This is a genomic window from Roseospira navarrensis (genome assembly GCF_009601025.1).
Taxonomy (GTDB): Bacteria; Pseudomonadota; Alphaproteobacteria; order Rhodospirillales; family Rhodospirillaceae; genus Rhodospira; species Rhodospira navarrensis.
This window is the reverse complement of record NZ_WIVE01000034.1, coordinates 1-26,188: the sequence shown is the minus strand read 5'-3', so window position 1 is coordinate 26,188 and position 26,188 is coordinate 1. Positions and strand designations below refer to the sequence as shown.

The following is a 26,188-nucleotide window of genomic DNA, read 5'->3' as shown; positions in this document are numbered from 1 at the left end:
GATGGAACGGTGGATGGTTGGATGGAACGCGTGTTGGACAGACGATCCGCGCGGATCGACCGACCCGCGCGACAAGGACCGACCGCGCCGGGACGGGTCACGGTCGGCACACCCGCGATCGTTCGGGCGATCGTCGGGAGGACACATCCTGAACAGCGAACGCGCCCGAAACAATGACAACTCTCAAGCGCGATCTCAAGGCGCGGGGCACCGCAACCGCCCCCGGCGGCCGCCGCACCGATCCAACGACGACCCAGCGCCCGGCGCCGAACAAACACTGACGTATGGTGGGGCCTTTCGTTTTCAAGAACCGTGGGGCCGCGCCGCCGTGTCCCGGGCGTTGGCCACCGCCATCACCCCGGCGCGGGTGGCGGCGTCGGCGGGCACCCATTCGACCGTCACACCGCGCGCCTCCATGGCCCGGGTGTAGGGCGCGCGCAGGGCCGCGCCGCCCACCAGGATCACCGGCCCGGCGGGCGTCTCGCCCGCCAGCGCGCCATCCAGTTCGGCCCCGATCAGCACGCCCGACAGAAAACTCGCGATCCCCTCGGCCCCCAGTTCGCCGTACAGGAACCGCCCGCGCGACGAGAACAGGTGGTGCAGCGGCCCTTCCGGCCCCTCGGCCTGGGCCACCCCCTGATCGAAGGCGGCCGGGTCGAACGGCGCATCCGGCGCGGCCGGCTCGCCCAGGATCGAGTGCCCCAGCAGCACCGCCCGCACCTCACCCGTCATGAACGTCGTAAACGCGGTCAGCCGGCCGCCCTCCGCCCGGGCCCACTTGGAATGGGTCCCCGGCAGGCAGAACCGCCCGTCCGACCGCCCCAGCAGCGCCAGGGCGCCCAATACCTGGACCTCTTCGCCGCGCATCACATCCACATGGCCGCCCGCGCCCCGGGCATGCACGCCGGGCACGATCCAGGCGCCCGGCAGGCCGGTGGCCTCGACCAGCCCGGCGGCCAGGTCGGCGGACCCCACCGGCAGCGGCGGCTGCCCGGCCTTGCGCCAGCCCGAGGGCGCGCCGACCATCCCCGCCATCAGCACGGGCGGGGTCCCTTCGCCGTTTTCCGCCCGCCACGGCGCCAGCACCGCCCGGGCGTGCTCGGGGAAGTCGCGCCCGGCCATGGCCCGCAGACCCGGCCCGGACGGGATGGTGTCGAGCACGGCCCCGCTCTCCCGCTCCACCAGCCAGGCGCGGAACTGGGTCGTGCCCCAGTCGATGACGATCAGGCGGCTCATGACAGCGGCCCGGCGTCCAGGTCGCGAATCAGGAACACGGCCTCCTCGGCGTCCCGACGCGGCGTCTCATGCGTCAGCCAGGCGTTCCAGCCCAGGCGCGGCGCGCCCTCGGCGGACTCCCCGGCGCGGGGCATGCGCAGGCGGGGCACGGCCTCGCGCGCCAGCACCACCTGCACGTCAAAGGCGAACTCCGGCCCCAGATGGAGCCGGGCCAGCGACGCCAGCCGCTGCAGGTCCGGGCCGTCCGGCTGGAAGCGCCGGAAGCCCTCCCAGTCCACCGGGCCGATGCGCAGACGGACGCTGCCCTGCACATCCCACACCCGGCTGCCCGCAACCGTGTCCACCCCCAGCCGGCTGCCCTGAGGCGCGCCCAGGCGGCTCTGTTCCTCGGGCGGCAGGAACAGCCAGCGGCCGTGGAACTGCTGCACGGTGATCGGCCGGCCGAAATAATCGCCCAGCATCTGTTCCAGCGCGGCCGCCGTGGGAGGACGGCGGCTGAAGTGGCCGCCGTAGTAGACGATCCGCTCGTCGTCCACGGGCAGCCGGTCCGTCAGGCCGGGCAGGCCGAGCCCGACCAGGGACATCAGCGCCTGGGTCACGGCGTCCAGATCGCCGTTCTCCGGGTGCAGCTCGTAGGACAGGTCCAGGCGGTATTTGGCCATGGCCCGCCAGAACAGCGACAGCAGGCGGTGATTGAAGAGATCGAAGAAATCCCGCATGCCCGTGTCATGCTCGCGCGCGCGCTGCATGACCATTTCGGTGTAGTGCTGGGGCAGAGCGCCGTTCGGGCCGGTCAGGCCCAGGAACGTGGCGGCGATGCGGGGGATGCCGTCCTCGGCGGTGTCGCGGCGGCGGGGTGGCGCCACCTGCCCGGGCTGGAAGCCCAGCGCCTGATGGGCGCGCAGCCGCACCGCCTCCTCGCCCGGGGGCGCATCCCCGCCCACGGAGCGGCCGGAGCCCGCGCGCCGGGCCTCGCGCTGGTGCAGACGCACCGCCTGAACGAAGGTAAAGCGGTGGGGCTCGGCCTGCAGCCGCCCCATCACCCCCCGGCGGTCGTCCGGACCGTCCGTGCTCACAGCATCACCCGCGTGCCGGAACGGGGCGCGAAGCGGCGCAGCACGCCGGGCCGGCCGCGCACCGAGACGGACAGCCGCGTGAACGAATTGATGGACACGTACAGCCCCAGGAAGTGGTCGATCACGCTGGCGAACAGGAACGAGCCGGTGGCCGGGATGGCGCGCTCGTCCAGCTCCAGCGACACATCGAGGCCGCGCGCCATGGCCGCGCCGACGCGGGCATGGGTGCGGGCCACGCCCTGGGTGGTGGACAGCCCCACGATGCTCTCGATCAGCGCGCGGGTCTCGGCGGCGCCGCGCACATCGTAGAGCGTCAGGATCTCCCGCAGGGCCTGCACCGCCTCGTCCCCGCCGGTCAGCGACAGGTGATTGAGCGCCAGGTGCGAGACCAGCCGCCAGCGCCCCCCCGGACCGCCCGCCGGGCGTAGGGTGCGGGTGGGCGGGGTCAGCGCGGTCACGCCGGTGACCGCCGCCGAGGCCTCGTTGAGCGCCATGCGCGGGTTGCCGCCGCCGAACGGCAACTGGTTCGGCAGGTCCCGGTTGATGCACAGGGTGTCCACCGACAGCACCCAGCCGTCGCGGTTGGCGCGCTCGAAGTCCAGGTCCGCAAGGCCCAGATAGACCTCGGTGCCGGTGTCGTCGGTGGCGCCGGGACGGCGGTCGGCCATCCAGTACCAGGGCCGCCCGTCGTCGGGATCCCCCGCCCCGTGCGAGACGCCGTAGAACGGGCGGACCTCCACCGTCTCGTCCTCCGGCGAGGTGGCCAGCACCCGTTCGACCCGGTAGACCTCCAGGCCCTTGGGCCGGCGGGCATCGGGAATGACCCGGTAATCCGGCACCGTCTGGGTGATCTCGATGGGCTCGGCGCGCTGACGCAGCAGGTTGACCACCGGCGTGCACCCCAGGGCGAAACTGGCGGCGGAAACGGTGCGCTCCAACTCGCTGAAGGTCCGGTCCAGGTAGACGAACACCTCCAGGGTGTTGCCGGCCTCCAGCATGACCTTGGCGTCCAGGCCGCACAGGTCCACGAACAGGAACTTCTCGGGGAAGGCGAAGAACTCGCTGAGCAGACGGTAGCCCGGGGCCGAGCGCGCCGACCAGGGCAGCAGGCCCTCGTCCTCGGCGAAGCCCACGGGCTTGATCGTCTCCGGCCCCACGATCACCGGGTGGCGGTCCTCCGGCGTGTCCGCCAGCGCCACCGAGACCGCGTTGTTCATGAGCAGTTCATAGAGCGGATAGGCCTCGTGCGGCGGGCCCTGCAGGAACAGCCGCAGCCGGTCCAGGCCCAGGTTCGAGACCGTCTGGTCGGCCTGCAGGCACTTGAACGTCAGCCGCAGGCAGGCCACGGCCTTGCTGGCGCGCGGGTTGTTCGGCGCCTGGAACGGACGCGAGGCCAGGGCCGCCTTCTCCAGCCTTACCGGCCACAGCGTGGTGTCGAACCCGGTGCGGAAGCGGCAGGGCTCGCCGTGGGACGGGCTGGTGTCGATCTCCGTCCCCCGGGGCACGGTATAGCCGCCCGAAAGGTCCGGCTGGCAGGTCATGCCCACCACCGCCATCGAGGGCACCGGGGCCAGATAGTGCGGGTAGAGTACGCCCAGCAGGGCGTCCGTCAGCTCCGGGAAGGTGTCGTCCAGCTTCAGCCGGATGCGCCCGGTCAGGAACGCGAAGCTCTCGATCAGGCGGGCGACGTGTGGATCCTCGGCCACCGTCTCGGACAGCCGCAGGCGGCCGGCGATCTTGGGATTGGCGGCGGCGAACGCGCCGGCCAGACGCCGGATCGCGGTCAGTTCGGATTGGTAATGCGGCAGAAGGTCGTCAACCATGGTCGCTGGAGCGTACCTCCATGTCGCGGGTGACGGGGTCCATGAAGCTGTCGAACACCACGGGTTCGGGCGAGGGATAGGCGCGCATCAGGGCCTCGATGCGGAAGCACAGGCGGCGGTCGTCCGGGTCCAGATCGCCCACGATGCTCACCGCGGCCTGCAGAAAGCGGGGTTCGAAGCGCCGGATGGCGTCCTCCACCGCCTTGCGCAGGCCCTCGCGGTGCTCGGGCGCGGCCATGTCCTCGCCGGTGAAGTCCGGAATGCCGTAGTCCACCACCGACAGCCGCACTTCGTCCAGATCCGCCGGCGGGGAGATGCAGCGGTGCCGGGTGTTCAGCAGGGCTTCCAGATCGCGCCGCACGGCGCGCCGCAGCGACTCCACCTGCCGCGAGACCGAGGCGTTCGGTCCGGTCAGGCCGTCGATGGCCTCGTCATCGCGCAACCGATCGATCAGCGACGGCATGGGGGGTTGCTTGAGCGCACCGTAGGCGGCCATGGCGGGGTCAGTCCTCCGACGCCGGCGCGTTGTCCGGCAGGCTGAGCGTGCCCAGGCCCATGATGGGCTGGTCCGTCTCGCCCACCAGCCAGCAGCGCTGGCCGATGCCGAGGACGGGGCCGGCCTCCTCGTCGCCGACCCATTCCGTCACCCGGCCGAGGCGGTGATCGGGCCGCACGGTCTCGCCCGGCGGCGGCATGTACAGCGCCGGGATGAAGACCTCGCCCTCCGGTCCGTCGGCGACCTCGATGGAGGCCCGCCGCCAGATCAGATCACGCGGGCGCTCCGGCGAGTGGAACTCCAGACTGACCAGTCGTTCGAAGCCGATCCAGTAGTAGTTGCCGTTGGCGGCGATGACCTCCAGCACATTGGCGGTCAGGTCGTCCAGGTCGCGCAGGTCGGAAAACGCCGTGCCGTCGGCGGTGCCGGACACGCCGGTCCGCGCCTCTTCGGCGTCGGCCAGGGCGGCGCGCACGCCAGCCATGTCGCCCTCGCGCAGGGCGGTCAGCGCGCGCAGGTGGGCCTGCAGGCAGGGCGAGGGCTCGCCGATGAACTCGGGCGCGCGCCCCTCGCGGAACACCTGGTCGCGCTGGATGGCGCCGCGCATCACCCGGCGGAACAGGGCGATCCCGACCGCGTGCTCCTCGTCCTGCTTGGAGACGACCTCCATCATCTTGTCGGCGCGGTCGATGTCGCCGGTGAAACACAGCATCTCGGCCAGCCGGGCGCGCGCCTGCACGTCGGTGGGGTTGGCCTTGACGGCGGCCGTCAGGGCCGCGACGGCGCCGTCGAGGTCGCCGGACTGGAACAGTTCCGTGGCGGTGCTGGCACTCATGCTTGGCTCTCCCCCTCTCGCGGGACGGATTTGGTGAGCGCGGCCGGGCCCGTCAGGAGCCGGTGCGCAGCGGTGTCGTGTCCAGCTCCAGCCGGAAGCTGCTGAACACCTGGTCGATCTGGAAATGGGGCACGAGGTGACACGTGCAGGAATAGACGCCGGGTCGCCCCGGCAGTTCCCGCACCGACACCGACGCCTCGCGCAGGGGCCGCTTGGCCTTCTCGATGAACGAGGCGGTGGCCCGGCTCTGCACGTACTGGATCAGCTTGTTGTGCAGGTACAGCTCGCACTCCTCCGGGCTGGCGAAGGAGCCCACCTTGTCGCGCACCATCACCTTGAGCAGATGGGCGAAGCGGGAGACGCACAGCACATAGTGCAGCATGGCCGACAGGCGGGCGTTGATGTTCGCCTCCTGGCGGTCGTAGCGCCTGGGCGCCTGGATCGAGCCGACGGCGCGGAACACGGCGAACGGGGTGTGCTGGTGCGCGGACAGCGGCATCAGGCCCACCTCGGCCAGTTCGCTTTCGCGGATCTCGGGCATGGCCACCGACACCGGGATGCGGTAGGCGAGCCCCGGGCGGTCGGTGCCGTAGTCCGGCGCCGGCAGGTCCTCGACCAGACCGCCGCCCAACTCGTTGCGGCGCGCGCCCCGGATGGTGCCGAACCAGCGGCTCTCGATGAAGGCGCGCACGGCCACGCGGCCGAAGGCGTACACCGGCGACGCCCACAGCCAGGCCGAGGCGTCGGGGGCCGAGACGTCCTCGGCGTAGCGGAAGGGCTGCGCGCCGCTGCCGTCGTCCTCATGGGCGTCGCGCATCAGGGTCCGGGGCAGGGCGACGGCCAGGAAGCGGCTGTCCTCCGAACTGCGCAGCGAGCGCCAGCGGGCGTACTCGGGGCCGTCGAACAGGCCGGCCAGCCGGATCGGCGCCGTCAGCTCGCCGAAGGTGTCCAGCCCCAGCAGGGCGGGCGTGCAGCCGATCACCATGGGCGCGAAGGCGGCGGCGCAGACCCCCGACATGGTCTTCAGCGCGGCCACGTCGTCGGTGCGGTGGTGGCGGTCCGCCCGGTGCTGCACGGCGTAGTCGGCCAGCAGCAGCCCATAGGGCTCGCCGCCCGGGGTGCCGAACTCGTCCTCGTAGATCTTCTGGAACATCTGGCTCTGGTCGAACTCCAGCGCCCGTTCCAGGTCCCGGCACAGATCGGCCCAGCTCAGGTCGAGAACGCGGATCCGCACCAGGTCGTCGCCCTCGGTGGAGTCCACCAGATAGCGCAGGCCGCGCCACGTGGATTCCAGCTTCTGGACGCGCGGATGATGCAGGATGGCGTTCGTCTGGGCGGACAGCAGCCGGTCGATGATGGCGATATCCCGGTCGATGCCGGCGAGCAGCCGGTCCCGGTCGAGCAGCGACGCCCGCTCGGTGCCGACCCAGGCCAGCAGAGCCAGGTCCCACCGCTCCAGGGCGAGGAAGCGGGACAGGGCCTCCGGATGCGGCTCCCCGTCCCCGGCCCGAGCGGCCCGAGCGGCCCGCCCGGACACGACGCCCGACAGCCCGGCGCGGACCCGCGCCGACGCCACGGCCGCACCCTGGGGCGCCGCCCGACGGGGCGTGACCAGGAGTGTCGCGTCGTCGGTGTCGGATGTCACGTCGGGACCTCTCCGAACTGGGGTGAACCAGGCGGGTCATGACGCGCCCGGGGCCGCGACAGGTTCGGCGGCCCGGGGGCCTGGCAGGGCCGATGCGCGGTCTGTCGCGCGACGGCGCCCGCGCCGCGACGCGCCCGAGGCGCTGAACCGGGCTCGCCCGGTTCAGCGCCGATCCGGATCACGCCTGCTTCGGAATGCGCGCGACCAGCCGCATGGACGTGGTCAGCTCTTCCATCTGCAGCCACGGACGCAGGTAGGCCACGGCGTTGTAGGACCCCGGCTGGCCCGGGATCTCGCGCACCTGCACCGCCGCCTCGCGCAGCGGATACATGGCGCGCAGCTCCTGGTCCGCGCCCTCCTTGGCGTTGACGTAGTTCATGATCCAGCGGTTCAGCCAGGCCTCGCAGTCCGGGGCCTCCATGAACGAGCCGATCTTGTCGCGCGCCATCACCTTGAGGTAGTGGGCGAACCGGGACGTGGCCATGATGTACGGCAGGCGGGCGGAGATGGCGGCGTTGGCCGTCGCCTCCGGCCGGTCGTACTTCTTCGGCTTCTGCGTGGTCTGCGCCCCGAAGAACACCGCGTAGTCCGTGTTCTTGTAGTGACACAGCGGCAGGAAGCCCAGCTTGGACAGCTCCGCCTCGCGCCGGTCGGTGATGCCCACTTCGGTCGGGCACTGGGTGTCGGTGTCGCCGTCGTCGCTGATGAAGTTGTGCGTCGGCAGGCCCTCGACCTTGCCGCCGCCCTCGGCGCCGCGGATGGCGGTGCACCAGCCGTAGCTGGAGAACGCGCTGGTCATGCGCACCGCCATGGCATAGGCGGAGTTCATCCAGCAATAGTGCTCATGGTCCATCTGCCGGGCCGAGCCATCCGGATTGTACGGCGCTTCCTCGTAGTCGAACTCCTCGATGGTCTTGGTCGCTTTGCCATAGGGCAGGCGGGCCAGCACGCGCGGCATGGTCAGGGTGACGAAGCGGCTGTCCTCGCTGTCGCGGAAGCCCCGCCACTTGCCATACTCGGACGTGTCGAAGATCTTGGCCAGATCGCGCGGCTTGGACAGTTCGGTGAAGTCGTTCATGCCGAACAGTTCGGGCGAGGCCGCCGAGATCAGCGGCGCGAACGACGCCGCCGCCACGCTGGACAGGCCGGACAGAAGCTCCTGGTCCTCCGGGTGGTTGGTGAACTCGAAGTCACCGACCAGGGCGCCGTAGGGCTCGCCGCCCGGGGTGCCGAACTCGTTCTCGTAGATCTTCTTGAACAGGCCGCTCTGATCGAACTCGACCGCCCGGGTCAGATCCTTGTGCAGTTCGCGCTTGGTGGCGTTCAGCACGCGGATCTTCAGGTTGTTCGAGGTCTCGGTGTTCATCACCATGTAGTGCAGACCGCGCCACGCGCCTTCGAGCTGGCGAAACTTGTCATGGTGCATGATCGCCGCCAACTGCTCCGAGAGCTGCTGGTCGATGGCGGCGATGGCCTCGTTGAAGGTCTGCGTCAGGTTGCGCGAGAACTGGACCGTGCCCTTCAGGGCCTGCTCGGTCAGGGTCTTGATGAGTTCCTGCGCACGGTCGGGCTCGGTCTGCTTGGTGGCCGCGATGGCCTGATCCAGCAGGCTGGGAGCATCGGCAACCGCCGTTTCGGCCGCGGCGCCTTGAGCCTTTTCTGCCTCGCTCATGCCTTGTCCCCTCCCTCGGCGTTTTCACTTTCGGGCTCGACGCCCAGGGCCTGCTGCAGGGCGGCCAGATCGTCCTTGTTCTGAAGCACCTTTTCGAGCAGGGCCTCCAGGTCCTCGGAGCGGTCCGCCTTGGACATCAGGTCCCGCAGCTTGTTGCGGGTCTCCATCAGCGATTTCAGCGCCGGCACCTGTTCGGCCACGCGAGCCGGCTCGAAGTCCTCCATGGAGTTGAACTTCAGGTTGACCGGCATTTCGCTCCCGTCGCCCTTCAGGGTGTTCTCGACCTTCAGGTTCAGGCCGGGATTCATGCGCTGCATGACCTGATCGAAGTTGTCGCGGTCGATGGTCACGAACTTGCGATCGCGCAGCGGCGGCAACGGCGCCGTCGGATCGCCCGACAGCGAGCCCAGCACGCCGACCACGAACGGCAGTTCCCGTTCGACCACCGCGCCTTCGGTCTCCACATCGTAGCGGATGTGCACGCGCGGTTTCCTGACCCGGTTCAATCTGTTGTGAACGCTCTCCGCCATCATCGTCTCCCTTCGTCATGCCGCGGGGCGCCTTCCGGGCCGTGGTCCCGTCGTGCGGCCATGAGCGGCCCCAACTGGTGCCGGCGGGGGCCTGGACGCCCGCGCCGGTCGGTGTGGTGGATCGGGGCGGGGGGTCCGTCCCTTGACCGGGGCGCTGCCCCGGATCCTGCCGGTCCCGTCAGCCTCGTCCTGTCTCTCTGTCTCCACGCCGGCACGCGGTAGGGTCCGCGTGACCGATGACCCCGCCGGTTACTCGGACCCGTCGGAGTCGTCTTGGGGCGGCACGATTCCCGCCCGGATATAGAAGTTGTGCCGGGCGTCATCGTCCGGGATCAGCTCGGCCAGCAGGTTGGTCAGCGGCAGGCGGCCGCGGCGCACCAGGTCTTCCAGGGTGTGCGGAATGACGGAGTGCGGCTCCGTCTTGCGGAAGAACTCGGCGATCTTGAGAAGCTGCGAGAACGCCTGCTCGCGCGACTGGATCGCCCCGGCCGCCGCGACCGACACGCCACCGCCGGTCCCCGCGCCGCCGCCGCCGCCGCCGCCCGCGTCGCCGCCGTCACCCCCGCCGGAGCCGGCATCGCCGCCGCCGGTGTCGCCACCGCCGTCGTCCGCGCTGGCCTTGTTCCAGGTGCGGATGATGAAGGACACAGTGTCCGCGATCTGCTCCAGCGTGTCCCGGATGTTGCTGGTGGGCGGCGCCTCCGCCCCGCACTTTTCGGTCAGCAGCGCGTCCAGGCGGGTGAAGCTGGCCCGCGCGCCCGCCAGGGTCTTGGACAGGTCGCTGTAGAACGAGACCGGCGTTTCCAGCACGGCCTGTTCGAAGGTCTGGTAGGTGATCGCGCCGGCCTCGACGCGGGCGGCGATCTTGTCCTCGTCGGTCAGCTTGCGCAGCTCGCTGGCCTGCTCGAAGCGCCAGTGCCCGAAGGCGCCGGTCATGCCCTGGGTCAACGGAATGCGCCGCAGGGGCGCGATCAGGGTGCCGTCCTGGCCCGACCCGTTCAGATGAACGATGTCGAGAACCTTGTCCTCAACCGTATCCTCGATCGGGGGATAGAGGTCGTCCCAGTACTGCTCGATGAGCCCGATCAGCAGGTCGAAGCCGTCGCGCAGGCCGGCGAAGCCATCGTAACGCACCGACGCCTCGATCAGGGAACAGGCGATCCGCAGATCCTTGGATTCGGTGGCCAGCACCTTGGGGGCCAGATCAACGATTTCGCCCCACTGCTCGGGAATGCCGCCATCGTCCTCGTCCAGGACCATGTTGCGTTCGGCGTTGGACGCCGCCGAGCGCAGGTCCTTCAGCGTGGACAGGGACGAGGTGCCCGAGGTCACCTCCCTCAGGTCCACGCCGGTGGGACACTCGCCCTCGATCGGGGCCAGCATCGCCTCGACATCCAGTACACGTTCGACCATCGCCGTGTTTGCCCCCCAATGGCTCACCCCAGTGGATGCGCCCGACCAGTGTCCCCCGTGCCCGTCACCCGCTTTGACCGTACCCGCCCAGCCCAGGGTGACAGGAATATTTGAGCGAAAGAATAGCCCTTCGAACCCGGCGTGCCAAGCGACGGGACAGGGTCAGGCCGCGCTTCCGCCCTGACACGCCGCGTTGACCGGCCCCGAGATCGCTCCGGCGGGCGCAAGGCCCGGCTGCACTAGCGCACACGGACCGTAAGAGTTTGAGCAGCCGCGCGCCCGTTCGCGGCCCGGTTGATCGTGGCCAGGATGGTGTCGAGGGAATCCACCGGCAGAACCTCCAGGCCGCCACCCCCCAGCAGCACGGAAACCCGCGCGGTCAGGTCGGATTCCGCGCCGATGCAGGCGACCCGCTCGGTCTCGCCCGGGGTGTCCATGCGGATCAGGAACGGCTGGTCCCCGGGCAGGCGCAGGTCCCGGCCCGGCTTGACCATGGGGTCCTTGGCGAACTGTGTGGGGAAGATGCGCACGATGTCGCCGTGCCCCATCTCGTAGAAGCAGTAGGTGAACAGCGGCCGGTCGGCCCGCACGGTCACGTCCAGGGTCTCGTCCGGCGCGAACACCGGCGAGGGGCCCCGCGTCGTGGTGACGCGCAGGCTGTCCGGCGGCAACGCGGCGAGTTGCTCCGGCGGATCGGAGGGCGGGGGCGTCGGTGTTGGCTCGGGCCGGGGATCCGGCACCGTCGGCGGCGCCGGATCGGCGGCGGTGCCCGAGGACGGTTCGGCGGATGGTTCGGCGGGTGGATCGGCGGGCGGATCTGGCGGCGCATCGTCGGGGGGATCCGCCGTGGCGACGGCCTGCGTTTCCGGCGCGGTTCCGGGGGCGGACCCCGTGCTGCGCGTGCTCTCGCCGGTCCCCGGCCCGCTCGGTGCGCTCGGTCCGCTCGGTCCGCTCTGCCCGTCGCCCGCGCCGCCGTCACCGGAGCCGTTCGCGAAGCTGGGCACCGCGGCCGGCGCCGAGGCGGTGTGCGTCCCCGCCGACTCGCCGTCGCCGTCGCGCTGCGGGCGGATCTCGGTCCACCAGTACCAGCCGCCGGCCCCGCCGCCGCCCGCCAGCAGGAGCAGCACCAGCGCGGCCACCAGACCGCCCCGGCCCTTGCGCTTCCGGGGCTCGGGCGGGGGCGCCGCGCCCCGGGCGGTGCGCAGCCCCGGCGCGGTGCCCGTGCCCGTGCCCGTGCCCGTGCGCAGGCCGGTCGCCGTGCGCAGGCCGGGGGCGGTGCCGCCGCGCGAGCCCCAGGTGCCCTCGCCCACGCCCTGCACCACGGTGGCGTCCGGATCGGCGAAGGCGGGCCGGGCCGTGGGGATCGACAGCGGCTCGTCCAGCGTGTCGCGCAGGGCCGCGGCGAAGCTGTCGGCATCCGGGAAGCGGGTGTCCGCGTCCTTGGACAGGGCGCTCAGCACCACATCGTCCAGTTCGGGGGTCAGCTCGGGCACCAGCGCGCTCGGAGGCTCCACCTCGCCCTGCAGCACCTGAAGGTGGATCTGGTTGACGTCGCCTTCGTACGGTTTGCGCCCCGTCAACATCTCGTACAGCACGACGCCCACGCTGTAGAGATCGGCGCGGTGGTCCACGCCCTTGCCCAGCAACTGCTCGGGCGCCATGTAGGCCGGCGTGCCCAGCATGGTGCCGGCCACCGTGATGCCCGCCGACGCCAGCCGCGCCACGCCGAAATCCAGGATCTTCACCTGACCGTCGGGTGTCAGCATGACGTTGCCGGGCTTGATGTCCCGGTGCGTGACCTCCATCCGGTGGGAGTAGGCGAGCCCCTCCAGGATGCGCACCGCGACCTTGATGGCGTCGCGCGGCTCCATGCGCCGCCCGGGCGCCGCCGCCATGTGCGCCTTCAGCGTCTGGCCGGCGACGAACTCCAGGGCCATGAAGCCGGTGCCGTCCTTCTCGTCGAACTCGTACAGCGTGACGATGTTGGGATGCGACATGCCGGCGACCGCGCGGGCCTCGCGGATGAAGCGCTCGCGCATTTCGTCGGCGTCGTCGGAATCCCACAACTCGGAGCGGATGGTCTTGATCGCCACGGTGCGGTCGAGCTTCTCGTCATAGCCTTCGTAGACGATGCCCATGGCGCCCTTGCCGAGCACGCGGCGCAGCAGGTACTTGCCGAGGTGCTGCGGGCCGCCGGGCTCAGCCATGGCCGTTGTCCCTCCAGTGGATGGCCGTGTCGTCGCTGTCGAAGTCGTCGCCGCGGCGAGACCTGGCGGGGTCGGCCCCGCCCGTCGTCACGACGACCACCGTGACGTTGTCCCGCCCACCGGCGCTGAGCGCCTGATCGATCAGATGATCCACGCTGCCCAGGCCGTACCGGCCGAGGGTGTCGGCGATGTCGGCGTCCGGGACCATGCGGCTCAGCCCGTCCGAGCACAGCAACAGCATGTCGCCCGGCGCCAGCGGTCCATGGACCGACGCCGGCTCCAGGTCGCCGCGCGCGCCCAGCGCCTGGGTGACCACATTGGACAGGGGGTGGCCCTCGGCTTCCGATTCCGCCAGCGCGCCGCTGTCGATCATGCCCTGGACCACGCTGTGGTCGTGGGTCACCCGGGTCAACGCGCCGTCGCGCATCAGATAGCAGCGGGAATCGCCCGCCCAGACGCAGGCGAAATGATCCTGATAGACCATCAGCACCACGACGGTGGTGCCGATGGTTTCCTCTCCGCCCAGCGCGGCGGCATGGTCCAGCAGTTCCGCATGGGCCGCGTGCAACCCGTCGCGCACGGCGTTCAGCAACTCCAGACCAGAGGCGGGCGGCGGAATCTCGCTCAGGACGCGGCAGACCGTCTGGCTGGCCAGATCGCCGCGACTGTGCCCGCCCATGCCGTCGGCCACGGCCCACAGCCCGATGTCCGGGCGTTCAAGATAGTTGTCTTCGTTGACCGAGCGGACGAGTCCGACATGGGACGCACTGGCGCTTACGATTCGTTGCGTGCCCTTGTTCATCAGCCGCCGCCCATCCCGCCGTCCCTGACCATGCCGTGCGCGTGTCCCGCACCGTCCTCGTGTTCCGATCATGGCGCGCCCGCGATCCCCGGGATCCTCGGACTCCGGCCGCCCGGTCGCGGCTCGGGCGTCCGGAAGAGCGGCCGGACGGGTCGCGTCGTGCCGAGCACGCTAGCACACCGTGCCGGGCCTGAGAACGCCGTCGTGACCCGGGCGGACGCGCCGCCCCGATGGCCGCGCCGGTATTTGCGTGTCCGTATCATTCCAGTGTTGCTGGCCTGCGACGCCTTTGCGATACTTGAGTGGCGGCGTGGGCTGTTGCGGTGCCACCCGGCGCGCCCCGGTCGGGGATCGCACGCCGGACCAGCGCCATCCGGAGACGCGGGGCGGGGGCCGCCACGGCCCATGACCAGGGAGGTGCATCGCATGCGGACGGTTTTCAGGGGCTTGGTTCTCATCGGCCTGGCAGGGGGTCTGGCGGGGATGGTGTCGGGGTGCGTGACCGTGCAGCGGCCCACCATCGCCCATACGCACATCGGCCACACCATGACGGCCTGGACCGACACCCCGGGCAAGGCCGGGCTGCTGGACACGGCGGAGCGCGAGGCCCGCGTGGTGACGCAGGAGGCCCGGGCCGCCGCGGCCGCGTCCGATCTGGCGGCGATCAAGGCGAACGTGCGCGACATGCGCCACGCCATCGACCCCCGCCTTCAGGCATCCGGGCCGGGCGCCGGCTACGGGCTGCGGCGCGCGCTGGAGGGCTCGGTCAGCCACGTCCGCTTCGCCATGGAATCCGCCGACGCGACCCCGAACGTGCGGTCGAACGGGACCCGGTTCACCGAAATCGGCGAGGCGGTGCTGTATGACGTGGGCCTTCTCATCGGCCTGTCGGACGCGGTGCTGGGCGCCGGATCGGCCTCCGAGGCCCACGCGCTGGCGCAGGAAATGGCCCGCGTGGCGCAGGGTGTCCAGACCGGAATCGACGAGAACAGCGACGGACAGTACAGTGCGGAGGAGGCCGGGCTCCTGCAGATGCGCCAGTCGATGGAACAGACGCTGGCGCAGGAAAACCCGCCCTACACAACGGTTGAGCGCCGGTGGCTGTTCAACCTGATCCGGCTGCCATCCGGCGCCTGGGCGTGGCGCGACCCCGCCGGGGGCGGTGGCAGCGGGATCATGAGCAGGGAAGGCGGCGATGGCGGCGGTGGCGGCTACTAGACAGCGGGATCGCGCCGGGCCGGCGAAAGGCCGGACCGGCGTGGCCGCCTTGCGGGTCGCGGTGATGGCCTCGGCCCTGGTCTGGTCCGCGCCGACCTGGGCGCAGTACGATCACACGGCGGCGCAGTGCCTGGCGACCGCGCCGAACCGGGCGGCCAGCATCTGCACCCGCGCTTTCGAGGCCGACCGCACCAACGGCCGGGTGGCCGTGGCCCTGGCCGAGGCGCTCAAACGCGCCGGACAGGCCGAACGCGCCATCCAGGTCCTGGACCAGGCCCGCGCCGCCGGGGCCGGCGGGGCCGACATCGCGCACGCCCTGCGGATCGCCCGCAGCTACCTTGAGGAACAGCGCTTCCAGGAGCAGCAGGCCGCGGCCCGCGCCGATACCAGCGGCGCGGTGCAGCTTCGGGTGGAGCGGATCAAGTGCGAGACCCTGAGCGGGCGGGCCGCGCTCAGCGCGTGCGAGGTCGCGCTCGCCCTGGCCCCGGATGATGCCGGCCTGCGCGCCCGCCGCGACAGTCTGCGCACGGCCCTGGGGATCGGGCGGCCCGCCGCACCGGCCGTGGCCGCGCGGCCCGAAACACCGGCGCCGGCGGCCCCGACCCGGGCGCCCGCCCGCGACCCCGCGCCCACCCCCGCCGTCTCGGCCGCGCCGCCGGCTCCGCCCCCGCGAACGGATCATGCGGCCCTGGGTCCGAAGCCGGACCCCTTCGCGCCGGTGATCCCCGCGCCGGCCCCCGCCGTGGCCGCCGCGCCCGAGCCGGCCCCCGAGCCGAACCCCGAGCCGACCCCCGAGCCGGCCCCCGCGTTGATCCCCGCGCCGACCCCGCCGCAACAGCAACAGCAGGCCGCGCGACCCGATCCCGCGCCCGCGCCCGAACCGACGCCGCCCCCGCAGCAGGCGGCCGTCCCCGATCCTGCGCCCGCGCCCGATCCCATCCCGGCCCCGACGCCCGCGCCGGCGCCGGTGGTCGAGACCCCGCCGTCGGATCGGCCGCCGCCAGCAGCGCAGCCCGCCGACGTCGCGCCCGTCGAAACGGCACCGACCCCGGCCGCCCCGGCCCCCTCGACCCCCTCGGACAGCGTGATCGTCCTGGGCGGCGTGGGCAGCGGGCTGCCGCGCGACGAGGTCCGGGCCGCCGCGCCTTCCCCTGACGCGGCCAAGCCCGCCCTGCCCGATCCGGACGCCAGCATCGGCGCGCAATTGGCCACGCTGCGCGACCTGCGCGAGCAGGGCCTGTTGACCGAGAATGAATACGCCGACCGCCGCCAGGCCATCCTGCGGCGCGCCTTCGGCCGCGTGGACGACGACGCCCCGTCCCCGTCGGGGACGGCGCCCGCCGTCCAGTGATCGGGTCCCGGGGTCGCGTCCGTCCCCGGGACGTCTCTTCCCCTGTGCGGTCGCGGGCCGCGCCGGGGATGACGACCCCGCCCCCGCGATCGCGGCCGCGCCGTCCGGCGTTGCGCCGCTCCACTTGTCAACCCGACGCGCCGGTCGCCCGCCGACCGCAGCGTCCCTTTCGTGCCGGTTCCCATGCGCTTTGACCCGTCCCATGCCGACTCCCTCCGCCAGCTTCTGGAGTGGCGCCGCGACATCCGCCACTTCCGCTCCGAGCCTGTTCCCGAAGGGGTCCTCGACCGCCTGCGGGACTCCATGGACACCGCACCGTCCGTGGGCAACGCCCGGCCCTGGCGGGTGTTAAGGGTCGAAACGAAAGGTCTGCGGGACGCGGTCCGCGCCGAATTCGAGCGCTGCCGCACGGCCGCATCGACCATCTACGACGGGCCGCGGCTCGCCAAGTACAACCGCCTGAAGCTGGCGGGCCTGGACCGGGCGCCCGTGCATCTGGCTGTGTTCACCGAGACGGACCCGGCGGAGGGCGCCGGACTGGGCCGTCAGACCATGCCGGAAACCCTGATGCAGTCCACGGCGATGGCGATCCACACCCTGTGGCTGGCCGCCCGGGCGGAGAACGTGGGGCTGGGGATGGTCTCGATCCTGGAGCCGCTCGAACTGGAGCGGCTGTTCGCGGTGCCGGAGAGCTGGTGCTTCACGGCCTATCTCTGCCTGGGCTACCCCGAGGCCCACGACGACCGGCCGTTGCTGGACCGGGCGGGCTGGCAGCCGAACGTTCCGACCCGCTGGGAGTCGGTGTAGGCGGGGCGCGGGAGGGGCACACGACAGAAAAGCCAAGTCATACCGCCCGACGGAAAGGTTCATCCTTTTCGTCGGGCGGCCGGTGCGACTGCACCCGCGCCGCGAAGCGGCGGAGCCGCGCGCCCCACAGGGGCGCTGCGGCGACAAAAACAAAGACTCACATGCCGAACGGAGCTTGCAGCCCCGTCCGGACCGTTTCGCCCAGGGATGGGGATGAAAACGCTGCGGGCGGGAGTGCAACGCCCGCCCGGCATCAGAGGAGGTCGGGGGGTGGTCTGGCTTGCCGCGTGGTCCTACCCGTCCGCGCCTGGGCCGAAGGCGCGCGACAGGTAGTCGAGCAGCGTCATGCGCTCGTCCATGGACAGCGGGGCGTCGTAGTCCGTGCCCATGCGCCGCAGTTCCGACGCCCAGCCGGCGCGGTCGCGCGGGACCACGGTCATCTGCACCCAGCCGGTTCCGTCGGGCAAAGGCGGATGGCACAGGGCGCAATGGGCGGCGATGATGCGGCGCGCGGCCGCGTCGGCGGCCGCCATCTCCTCGGCCGATGCGGGCCCCGACAGGACCGACACGGCGGCCGCCCAGAGGACGACCGCCGCGCCAAATCCGGATCGCAGGATCCGCCGCATCACGACTCCGGCGCGTCCGGCGTCAGTTCGACCGTGTGCAGGGTGGCGCCCTCCAGGTCCTTGAGCCGCACCGTCATGGTGCCGTCGCCGGCGATATCCACCTGACCGAAGAACTGCAGGCCGTCGGACGGCGGCAGGTTGGCCTGGCCTTCGGCCGGGCCCTTCTCGTAGTCCACGGTGATGCCGAAGGTGGCGTCCTTGTCGTTGGGACCGAAGGTGCCGGCGTTCAGGGGGCCGGAGACGAACTCCCAGAAGCCGGTGAAGTCCTTGAAGGCGGCCTTTTCCGGGTCGTAGAAGTGCGCCGCCGTGTAGTGCACGTCGGCGGTCAGCCAGACCACGTTGTCCACGTCCGCCGCCTTGATGAAGCGCAGCAGGTCGGCCATCTCCAGTTCGCGGCCCTTGGGCGCGCCGTCATCGGCGTTGGCCAGGTTCTCGAAGTGGTCGCCGTCGCGCACCACCAGGCCGATGGGCATGTCGGAGGCGATCACCTTCCAGGTGGCGTCGGAGGCCGACAGTTCGCGCTTCAGCCAGGTCACCTGCTCGGCGCCGAGGAAGACCGTCTCGTCGGACATGGTCTCCTGCAGGTTGGGCGTGTTCGGACCCCGGTAGGTGCGCATGTCGATGAAGAACACGTCCAGCAGCGGGCCATAGGAGACCGTGCGGTAGACGCGCTCCTCGGTGCCGTCGATGCGGCTCGGCGTGTACTCGGCGAAGGCCTGCTTGGCGCGGGCCGACAGCAGGGCCACACTCTTGACCGCGTAGCGGTCGTCGTCGGTCAGCACCTCCTGCGGGTACCAGTTGTTGGTCGTCTCGTGGTCGTCCCACTGCGCGAACACCGGGACCTCGGCATTGAACGCGCGGACGTTGGCGTCCATCAGGTTGTAGCGGTAGTTGCCCCGGAACTCGTTCAGGGTCTCGGCGACCTTTTCCTTCTCGGGGATGGTCACGTTCGTCCACGTGGAGCCGTCGGCGAGCTGGACCTCGGGCTTGATCGGGCCGTCGGCGTAGATGTAGTCGCCCGAGTGGATGAAGAAGTCGGGCTCGGCCTGGCGCATGGTCTCGTAGATCTTCATGCCGCCCCAGGACTCGTTGATGCCCCAGCCCTGACCGGCGGTGTCGCCCGACCAGGTGAAGCGCACCGCAGCGCGGCCGGCGGGCGCGGTCTTGAACGCGCCGGCGACGGGCGCGCCCTCGATGGTCTGGTCCTCCAGGTCCTGGAAGATGACGCGGTAGAAGATCTCGGTGCCGGCCGGCAGGCCGTCCAGGATCATCTTGGCCGTCAGGTCGCTGTCTTCCAGCGCGGCCGGGCCGACGACGCGGGTGGCGTCCGCGAAGTCCTCGGTCGTGGCCCACTCCACGATCATGCGGGCCTCGCGGTCGGGCCGACCCCAGATGACGGCGGAGTCGGTGGTCACGTCGCCGCTCTGGATGCCGAAGGGCTGGGCGGGACCTTCAGCGGCTTGGGCGACAGCCGGGGCGACAGCCGGGGCGACAGTCGGCGCGGCGGCGGCGAGCGCCAGGGCGATCGCGGTTGCGGCCACGAAACGGGCGCGGGAAGCAGGCATCACGGCGGAGTCCTCCAGACTGGAATCGGGTGGAGAGGATCGAGGACCGTTAGCCTACGGACGGTTGATTGCAGCGCCGTGACGCCCCCTTGAATTTGCCGTGACGATGCGGCGGACGGCGGAGACCACGGCTTGACGGGCTCGCCGAAAACGCGCCCCCTGGGCGGCGATCCACCCGGAGACGGCGAACGAGGGATTATGCTTTTTCTGGACATCACGCGGGAGCAACTGCTCCCGCTCATGCCCAAAGGGGGGCGCTGCGCGGAAATCGGTGTTGCCTCCGGCGCGTTCTCGCAAAAGATTCGCGAGAGTGTTGCCCCCAGCCGCCTGCACCTGATCGACCCGTGGGTGCATCAGGCCGACACGGCGTACGCCGCCGACGAGAACAATCTGGCGCAGGCCGAGCAGGACGCCCGGTTCCGCAACGTGACGGCGATGTTCGCGCCTCAGGTGGCGGACGGCTCGGTGGTGATCCACCGCGCGTTTTCGGCGGACGCCGCCCGGGACATCCCCGACGGCAGCCTGACCTTCGTCTACATCGACGGCGACCACACCACCGACGTGGTGCGGGCCGATCTGGAGACCTACAGCCGCAAGATCGAGGACGCGGGGTTCATCCTGGGGCATGACTACGCCAACCACCCCGGCGCCCGCGCCCAGAACATGGGGGTGATCGAGGCCGTCAACGCCTTCGTCATGGACACGGACTTCGACTTCGTCTTCCTCACGCGGGAGACATGGCCGACTTATGTGCTCGCCCGGCCGGGCAACGCCCATCTGGCGTCCGTGATGGGGGCGCTGCTGATGATGAGCGTGAAGATGACCGAGGTGACCGGGTTCCCCCACACCACGCGCTTTTCGCAAAGCATCGTGCGCCTGGGGGACACGGTCAGGGTGCTGCCCCGGTTCGAGCCGGTCGCCCGCTGAGGGCGGTCGGTCTGCACCCGACGAAAGGTCGAGGGACGCCCCATGGCCCCGATTTTCCGCGATGACCCAAAAAAAGAGGCGACAAACCGGACGGATCCGGCTCATCGCCTCTCAGACTCGGGCCATAGGCCGGTCAGGACGGATTACGCGGCGGCCGGGGCGGCCTTGTCCTTCTTCAGCCAGCGGCTGCCGACCAGACCGCCCAGCGCCGTCAGCATGAACCACGCGGCGGCGGGAAGCGGCACCGTCGACACGACATGCTCGAACGCATTGTTGGGGTCCGAAATCAGAACGACGGAGTCGAACTCAAAGCCCGGGTCGGACTTGAAGTAGACGTTCACAAAACCCAGACCCGGGTCCGGGGGGTTGTCAACCTGGTCACCCGTGAAGCTCTCAACCAAGCTGCCCGAATTCCAGAACTGCAGGGTATTGTAGCTGTCCGGGGAGCCCCAGGTCACCAAGAGACGGTCGATCGCCCCGCCAAACGTGTAGGTGGCCGAGCTACCCCCCTGGACGGAATTGTACTCATAGGTGTTGGCGCCGGCCGTCCCTTCCCAGATGTCCCGGTACACGCCGGGATCGCTGCCCGTAACGTCCATGTCAACGGTGCCCGTCGTCGAGGACGGGGTGTTGTCGTAGGACGTAAACGCACGCGTATCGAAGACGTCGAAGTTCTTGGAGAAACTGATCGCCGCATTTGCGGTGGTCGCGGTCATGCCCAGCGCGCCGCACACCATGGCGGCGCCGAGGGTCGTCTTCATCCACGGAAAAGCAGTCATGTCCCCATCTCCTTCCAGTCTTTGTCGGGCGGTCGAATTTTCGACACGGACCCGAACAAGGCCATCGTTGCGGTGAGTATCACGACCATGATCGTCGAAGCCGGCCGGGTTCCCCTGGTGGCTGTCCCGACGACAGGTCTGGTTCCAGGCGCTCGTTCCTGAGCACACCGCCCGCGAAGGCGATTGAGGCGAATCCACGCCCCCAGCATTCGTCTAAATCTTTATGCGATTGTCAGGCATTTGGAAGCCCCTTTCGACTCCCCCCTCCATCACGTGGAGCATCGGCACGGGCCGACCTCCACCAAATGGTGGAGGTCCTCGGGGCGGGGCGGCATCGTCCCCCGGTCAGGCTCCACCGAATGGGGGAGGGGAGGTGGGGGCGGAAAGCCCGACCGCACACGTGGGAAACGCACAGGGTGAAAGGCCCGCGCCGACGTGCATCGAATCGGTGAGCGCGCCGGCGCGGTTCATGCGCCGCGCTCTGGAGGGTTTCCCCCGAGTCGCTCGCCATGGGCGAGGGCCGCCCTACCCATGGTGCCTGCGCGGATCGGACCTGCCCGCGATCCATGCGACCTCGGGTCCGCGGCGGCTGCGCCAGCTCATGTCGTCCATTCGAAGGAGGACGCGCCATCGCGGTCCGAAGGCGGACTCGGGCGCTGCGGTGTGTCCGGGCCGGGAGGGCGGTCAGCGCGCGGCCGGGACCGGCGGGCCGGGCAGGATCGCGTCTCCGCCCCAGAACAACGCCAGGTCGGTGCGGTCCAGGGCCAGATGAGCCTCGGTCCGCAGCTCCGGGGGTCCTTCATTGCGCAGCAGAACCCGCGCGGGCCCGTCGGCCTCCGCCATCGGGGCGGTCCCCGGGTCGATGGCGTCCAGGATGGCGGTGGCGCCGTCCCGGAAGATCAGCAGGGCGGGCAGGGCGGTCGCCTCGGGGCCAGACCCTCCCCCAGACGGTTCCCCAGACTGTGCCCCAGACGGTCCTAATGTGGCCAGGTCGGCCCATGACAGCCGGGCGTGCCGGGCGTTCAGCCCCAGCGCGGCCGCCACCGCCAGCACGGTTTCGATGGGAAAGCCGTCGCCGGCGATGCCGTGCGCCTCGGCCAGGCGGGTCCGGTCGGCGACAAGACCCCGGTCCGCCGCGATCAGCACCAGGCGGTCCAGGAAACAGCCGTTGACGGCGGGCGCGGACGGGCTGGGCGGCGCGGGCGGGCGCGGATCATGGGATGGGGCGGAGGTCATGACGCACAGATGGACCGGGGGGACGCGGGCGGCAAGCCCTTCTTCCGGGCGGCGCCGTCAGGCGCGGACGGGATCGGGCCGCGGCGCGTCCGCTCCGGTCGGGTCGGCGGGCGCGCCGTCGTCGAGGCGCGCGGCGGCGATCTTGCTCGCCGATTCCTTGGCCTTCTTCTTGTACCGGGCGATCAGGCCGGCGATCTCGTCCGCGCTGCGGGTGCTGTGGCCGCGCGGGATCTCGATGACCGCGGCGGAGGCGGTCAGCAGCGGCAGGTGGCGCTCGACCCCCTCGCGGTCGCGCGCCACGATGAAGCCGGTGCGGCGGGCCTCTTCGTCGTAGAAGCTCTCCACGTCCCGGCGGAACCGCTCGATCAGGTCGCCGATCAGGTGAACCACGTGGTCCGGGTCGAAATCGCGGAAGCCGACAAAGAAATCGTCGCCGCCCACGTGCCCCACGAACACGTCCTCGCGCGGCAGCGCCTTGCGCAGCAGTTCGGCGAACAGGGTAATGGCCCGGTCGCCCTGACGGTAGCCGTAGGTGTCGTTGAACGGCTTGAAGTTGTCGAAATCCAGATAGACCAGGGTCGAGGGCCGGTCCGTGGTGTGCAGGGCCTCGAAGATGTATTCGTTGATCATGGTGTTGCCGGGCAGGCGGCTGAGCGGGTTCTGGTCCCGGGCCATGGCGAGGTTCTTCTCGCTGATGACCTTCAGCAGCGACGAGGCCGACAGGAACCCCATGTATTTGCGGTCCCGGGTGATGAGGACGCATTCGGCCCCGCCGGAGGCCGAGAACACATCCAGGATCTTTTCCGCCGGGGTGGTCACGTCCGCCACGGGGGCGCGCACCACGAACCCGTCCAGCGTGCGGCCCAGGGCCCGGTTGCTCAGCAGGTCCTTGCCGTACAGGCTGTAGGTGTATTCCTTGAGGTCGGCCTCGCGGATGATGCCGACCGGCTCGTCGGCCGCATCGACGGCCGGCAGGAAGGTCTGGTCCTTCGCCTGCCGGAAGCATTCGAAGACCTCGGCCATGGCGGTGCCCATCGTGATCGGCGCCATGTACTCGGTCTGGGCCGCGATCAGGGCCGCGTCGTTGCCCACCCGGCGGTGATCGATCTCCGACAGGGACCGGATCCCCTCGTAGGTGCGGGGCAGATCCTGCGCCGCCGTCACCCGGGGCCCGGCGAGGGGGCCCTGCAGGTACTCGCAGCCGGCCTGGCGGCAGGTCTGGTACTGCTCGACTGTCTCCACGCCCTCGGCGATGACCAGTGTGCCCAGCGGCTGGGCCAGATTCACCAACCCCTGCAGGGCGAGGCGGCGGCCGCGGTCGCGGGCCTGGGCCTGCACGAAGAAGCGGTCCAGCTTGACGAAGTCCGGGCGGGTCAGTGTGAGCAGGGGCAGGCTGGCCGAGCCGGCCCCGAAATCCGCCAGGGCGAGGCGGCCGGAGAGGCCGCGCAGGGTGGCGAGCAGGCGCTCCAGGTCCTCGTGCGCGGCATCCGCGCCCGGCGCCCCGTCGCACAGGGCTTCCACGTTCACGAACGGCATGCGCTCTGAGATGGTCAGGACCACGGACGTGGGCGCGATGCCGTGGTCGGACAGGGAGGCGCGCAGCCCCGCCACGATCCGGTCGGCGTTGGCGAGCAGGCGCGAATCCAGATTGAGGAACAGCTTCAGCGCCGGATTGTCCGGCAGGGCCGCGAACAGACGCACGGCGGCCTGATGGGCCGCCGTTTCGATGTCGAGGAGGCGATTTTGGGCGCGCAAAGGATCGCTGCCGTCGCTGCTGTCGAACGCGGCGTCCAGCAGATCATGGGTGGAGGCGTAGCCCAGCGCCACGGCATTGTCCATGACCGCCTCGACCCCCAGGGTCCGGCCGGAATGGATGCCGACCACCGGGTCCAGCGCCATCCGCAGCCCCTCGATCACGCCGTCCCAGCCGATGGCCCGCGCCAGCGTTTCCTCGTCGGGCGGGGTGCGCCGGCCGTGGGGCACCGTGAAGCGCGGCCGGTACCACGGCGGATTCGCGCGGGCCTCCCACCCGGACTCCGGCGCGTCGGCCGGGTCTGCCGCCTCCCGTTTTCCGGTGTCCTTGGCCATGGCCGTGGTCGAATCCTGTTCGGTCGGGATCGCCCGACCATGACGTGACGATCGGCAGGCCCCCGCCCGGACCGTGGGAGCCAGTGCGCGGCGTTGCGCCGGCTGCGGCCACCCCGGTCAGGACCCCGGAGCATGGCCTCCGCGCGCGGGAGGCGTGTTCGCCGGCGCGCGGGCAACGTCGCTGGCAGGACGGTGTCCGATTCCCGTGTGAAATGGAAGCACTTGATCGCGAAACCGGACGAAAGGCCTAGGCCGAAGATCGGATGCCGCGGGCGTCCGCCCGCAATCATCGTGTCGGCGCGCCGTCGCCATGAAAGCGTCGCATGGGGCCGGGCGGACCGGGCCCCCTGGGATGCGGTTTCAGAGCGTGGCCGGCAACTGGCCCATGCGGCCCACCAGATACTCCAGGTCGTCCGATTCGAAGTCCACGCCCAGATCGCCGTACTGGGTCAGAATCCGCTCGATCATGCGGCGGCTGAAGCGCTCGCGGTCGTTTTCCAGGCCGTCGTAGTCGGTCTGGCGGAAGGTGTCCACGGCCGCGCGCAGGGCCGGGTAGATGTTCTGCGGCAGGCCGGTCTGGTCGAAGATGCCGCGCAGGCCGAGGTCGCCGGAGTCGTGGATCAGCATGCGGGCGTTGGCCAGGGTGACCGACGCCAGTTCGGCCATGGCGCATTCCAGGAAGATGATGTCGCCCATGCAGGCGGCGCGGACGATGATCGACGGCGTCAGCCGGTCGTGCTGGCGCAACTGGCGGACCAGGCGCTGCACGCCCTCTTCGGACGAGCCGGTGGACAGCCCGATGGTGGCCCGTTCGCGCGAGTGCAGGATGAGATCTTCCGCCGCCTCCGCCGACAGGGCATGGCGGGACAGCAACTGCTCCCGCATGGCCTGGGAGACCTGGTTGACCAGCTTTTCGGCGATGGTGATGGGCAGCACCTCGCGACCGATGAGGGAGCCCTGCATGCCCTCGTTCTCGCCGTAGCGGTCCACGATCTTCAGCAGGGACGTTTCGGTCAGGTCCGCGCCCTGGTTGCCGGCCAGCACCTCGACCACGGTTTCGCCGGCCTCGTCCACCAGGGCGTCGGCCACGTCCGCCTGCACCACCTTGCGCCGCGCGATGGCGACCTGTTTGCTTTCGTCCTTGCCGCGCACGATCTCGATCAGGTCGGCGGGTGTCAGGACCTCGGAGAACTCCAGGATCGGCAGCGCCACCGTATCCACATCGCGGGCCAGGGCCTGGGCCACGTCGCGGGGCACCAGCGGGTTGTCCTTCAGGTTTTCCGACAGGGCTTCGCGCACGCGCACGGCCGCGTCCCGCGCCATCAGGCGCAGGATTTCCTCGGCCATGCGCCGCTCGGTGTCGGTCAGGGAGGTATCGTCGATCTGACGCGCCAGCTTTTCGGCCGTCTCTGCCCGCGTCTCGTCGGAAGGGTCGGTCAGAAGACGGTTGACGTCCTGGATCGACAATCGCTGATCGGTCATCGTCGTTGTACCTGTGACTCTCCACCCGCGCGCCCGCTCCGGCCGCGCCACCCCCGCTGAACGGATCCGAGGCGCCAGGATCACCCAACCCGAGGGCCGCCGTGCGCCCCGGATATGCGCCTGAGGGGAAACCGTAATCCGCGTTGAGGATTTTGTATAGCCATTGCCGCCCGCACGCCAGCGCGACGGGCTCAGGTTAACGGGATCGCTCTCCCAGGTCTTTGCAGCGGGTTGGAGACTTGCGCTCGAGGTCCTTCAGCCGCTTCGCGGCTTCAGGATGACATCCTATATATTTAAGGCTCAGTTTGCGTTAGATATGCATGCTGGTTGTTTGGGCGAGATAAGTCCGGCGATGCATGCCAGGATTGCACGGG

Annotated in this window: 21 protein-coding genes; 4 read left to right on the top strand and 17 right to left on the bottom strand. The window is 70.6% G+C overall.

The window, feature by feature from the left end:
• Nucleotides 1–303: 303 nt before the first annotated feature.
• The 11 genes from GHC57_RS11505 to GHC57_RS11455 all read right to left on the bottom strand — a co-directional run bounded on the left by GHC57_RS11505 (nucleotide 304) and on the right by GHC57_RS11455 (nucleotide 13,735).
• The gene (locus tag GHC57_RS11505) at nucleotides 304–1,236 is read right to left on the bottom strand and encodes a 2-dehydro-3-deoxygalactonokinase (RefSeq protein WP_153344336.1); all 933 of its coding nucleotides are present in this window, start codon (nucleotides 1,234–1,236) and stop codon (nucleotides 304–306) included.
• Nucleotides 1,233–2,312 carry a type VI secretion system baseplate subunit TssG gene (tssG, locus tag GHC57_RS11500; protein ID WP_153344334.1) on the bottom strand — a complete coding sequence of 360 codons (1,080 nt, stop codon included), beginning with the start codon at nucleotides 2,310–2,312 and terminating at the stop codon, nucleotides 1,233–1,235. Before tssG ends, GHC57_RS11505 begins: the two co-directional genes overlap by 4 nt.
• Nucleotides 2,309–4,135: a type VI secretion system baseplate subunit TssF gene (gene tssF, locus GHC57_RS11495; protein WP_153344332.1), complete on the bottom strand. Its 1,827-nt coding sequence runs from the start codon at nucleotides 4,133–4,135 to the stop codon at nucleotides 2,309–2,311. Before tssF ends, tssG begins: the two co-directional genes overlap by 4 nt.
• Nucleotides 4,128–4,631 (bottom strand): type VI secretion system baseplate subunit TssE, encoded by a 504-nt coding sequence (tssE, locus tag GHC57_RS11490; protein WP_153344330.1) that lies wholly within the window; start codon nucleotides 4,629–4,631, stop codon nucleotides 4,128–4,130. Before tssE ends, tssF begins: the two co-directional genes overlap by 8 nt.
• A 7-nt stretch (nucleotides 4,632–4,638) precedes the next feature.
• Nucleotides 4,639–5,466 (bottom strand): type VI secretion system accessory protein TagJ, encoded by an 828-nt coding sequence (locus GHC57_RS11485; protein ID WP_153344328.1) that lies wholly within the window; start codon nucleotides 5,464–5,466, stop codon nucleotides 4,639–4,641.
• 52 nt (nucleotides 5,467–5,518) lie between these two features.
• Nucleotides 5,519–7,111: a type VI secretion system contractile sheath large subunit gene (gene tssC / locus GHC57_RS11480; RefSeq protein ID WP_153344327.1), complete on the bottom strand. Its 1,593-nt coding sequence runs from the start codon at nucleotides 7,109–7,111 to the stop codon at nucleotides 5,519–5,521.
• A 178-nt stretch (nucleotides 7,112–7,289) separates the two neighbouring features.
• Entirely contained in the window at nucleotides 7,290–8,783 is a 1,494-nt protein-coding gene (tssC, locus tag GHC57_RS11475) for a type VI secretion system contractile sheath large subunit (protein ID WP_153344325.1), read from the bottom strand.
• Complete coding sequence (gene tssB, locus GHC57_RS11470) at nucleotides 8,780–9,313, bottom strand: type VI secretion system contractile sheath small subunit (RefSeq protein WP_153344322.1); 534 nt, start codon at nucleotides 9,311–9,313, stop codon at nucleotides 8,780–8,782. The genes tssC (GHC57_RS11475) and tssB overlap by 4 nt, the downstream gene beginning before the upstream one ends.
• 249 nt (nucleotides 9,314–9,562) lie before the next feature.
• Complete coding sequence (gene tssA, locus GHC57_RS11465) at nucleotides 9,563–10,726, bottom strand: type VI secretion system protein TssA (protein ID WP_153344320.1); 1,164 nt, start codon at nucleotides 10,724–10,726, stop codon at nucleotides 9,563–9,565.
• A gap of 239 nt (nucleotides 10,727–10,965) precedes the next feature.
• Nucleotides 10,966–12,933: a serine/threonine-protein kinase gene (locus GHC57_RS11460; RefSeq protein ID WP_153344318.1), complete on the bottom strand. Its 1,968-nt coding sequence runs from the start codon at nucleotides 12,931–12,933 to the stop codon at nucleotides 10,966–10,968.
• Complete coding sequence (locus GHC57_RS11455; RefSeq protein ID WP_153344316.1) at nucleotides 12,926–13,735, bottom strand: PP2C family protein-serine/threonine phosphatase; 810 nt, start codon at nucleotides 13,733–13,735, stop codon at nucleotides 12,926–12,928. Before GHC57_RS11455 ends, GHC57_RS11460 begins: the two co-directional genes overlap by 8 nt.
• Nucleotides 13,736–14,161: 426 nt before the next feature.
• Here GHC57_RS11455 and GHC57_RS11450 point away from each other — a divergent pair, with 426 nt between their 5' ends.
• From GHC57_RS11450 to bluB, 3 genes are all read left to right on the top strand, one after another.
• Entirely contained in the window at nucleotides 14,162–14,953 is a 792-nt protein-coding gene (locus GHC57_RS11450; protein ID WP_153344315.1) for a hypothetical protein, read from the top strand.
• Nucleotides 14,931–16,304, top strand: a complete 1,374-nt coding sequence (locus GHC57_RS20270; protein ID WP_153344313.1) for an SHOCT domain-containing protein — start codon at nucleotides 14,931–14,933, stop codon at nucleotides 16,302–16,304. The genes GHC57_RS11450 and GHC57_RS20270 overlap by 23 nt, the downstream gene beginning before the upstream one ends.
• A gap of 171 nt (nucleotides 16,305–16,475) precedes the next feature.
• Nucleotides 16,476–17,111 (top strand): 5,6-dimethylbenzimidazole synthase, encoded by a 636-nt coding sequence (gene bluB / locus GHC57_RS11440; protein WP_343031166.1) that lies wholly within the window; start codon nucleotides 16,476–16,478, stop codon nucleotides 17,109–17,111.
• Between the two features lie 293 nt (nucleotides 17,112–17,404).
• Here bluB and GHC57_RS11435 read toward each other — a convergent pair whose 3' ends face one another.
• Together GHC57_RS11435 and GHC57_RS11430 are read right to left on the bottom strand one after the other, a co-directional pair.
• Nucleotides 17,405–17,737: a hypothetical protein gene (locus GHC57_RS11435; protein ID WP_153344311.1), complete on the bottom strand. Its 333-nt coding sequence runs from the start codon at nucleotides 17,735–17,737 to the stop codon at nucleotides 17,405–17,407.
• The gene (locus GHC57_RS11430; RefSeq protein WP_153344309.1) at nucleotides 17,737–19,302 is read right to left on the bottom strand and encodes an alkaline phosphatase D family protein; all 1,566 of its coding nucleotides are present in this window, start codon (nucleotides 19,300–19,302) and stop codon (nucleotides 17,737–17,739) included. Before GHC57_RS11430 ends, GHC57_RS11435 begins: the two co-directional genes overlap by 1 nt.
• Nucleotides 19,303–19,500: 198 nt before the next feature.
• Here GHC57_RS11430 and GHC57_RS11425 point away from each other — a divergent pair, with 198 nt between their 5' ends.
• On the top strand, nucleotides 19,501–20,229 hold the full coding sequence (locus tag GHC57_RS11425; protein ID WP_153344307.1) for a class I SAM-dependent methyltransferase: 729 nt from the start codon (nucleotides 19,501–19,503) through the stop codon (nucleotides 20,227–20,229).
• A 143-nt stretch (nucleotides 20,230–20,372) separates the two neighbouring features.
• Here the strand turns inward: GHC57_RS11425 and GHC57_RS11420 are convergent, their stop codons facing one another.
• The 4 genes from GHC57_RS11420 to spbR all read right to left on the bottom strand — a co-directional run bounded on the left by GHC57_RS11420 (nucleotide 20,373) and on the right by spbR (nucleotide 25,814).
• Entirely contained in the window at nucleotides 20,373–21,008 is a 636-nt protein-coding gene (locus GHC57_RS11420) for a VPLPA-CTERM sorting domain-containing protein (RefSeq protein ID WP_153344305.1), read from the bottom strand.
• A 684-nt stretch (nucleotides 21,009–21,692) separates the two neighbouring features.
• Nucleotides 21,693–22,244 carry a cysteine peptidase family C39 domain-containing protein gene (locus GHC57_RS11415; protein ID WP_153344303.1) on the bottom strand — a complete coding sequence of 184 codons (552 nt, stop codon included), beginning with the start codon at nucleotides 22,242–22,244 and terminating at the stop codon, nucleotides 21,693–21,695.
• Between the two features lie 57 nt (nucleotides 22,245–22,301).
• Nucleotides 22,302–24,332, bottom strand: coding sequence for a GGDEF domain-containing protein (locus GHC57_RS11410; RefSeq protein WP_246152276.1), 2,031 nt, complete (start codon nucleotides 24,330–24,332; stop codon nucleotides 22,302–22,304).
• 360 nt (nucleotides 24,333–24,692) lie between these two features.
• A complete protein-coding gene (gene spbR, locus GHC57_RS11405) occupies nucleotides 24,693–25,814 on the bottom strand; it encodes a SpbR family protein (RefSeq protein ID WP_153344301.1) in 1,122 nt (373 codons plus the stop codon).
• Nucleotides 25,815–26,188: the final 374 nt, after the last annotated feature.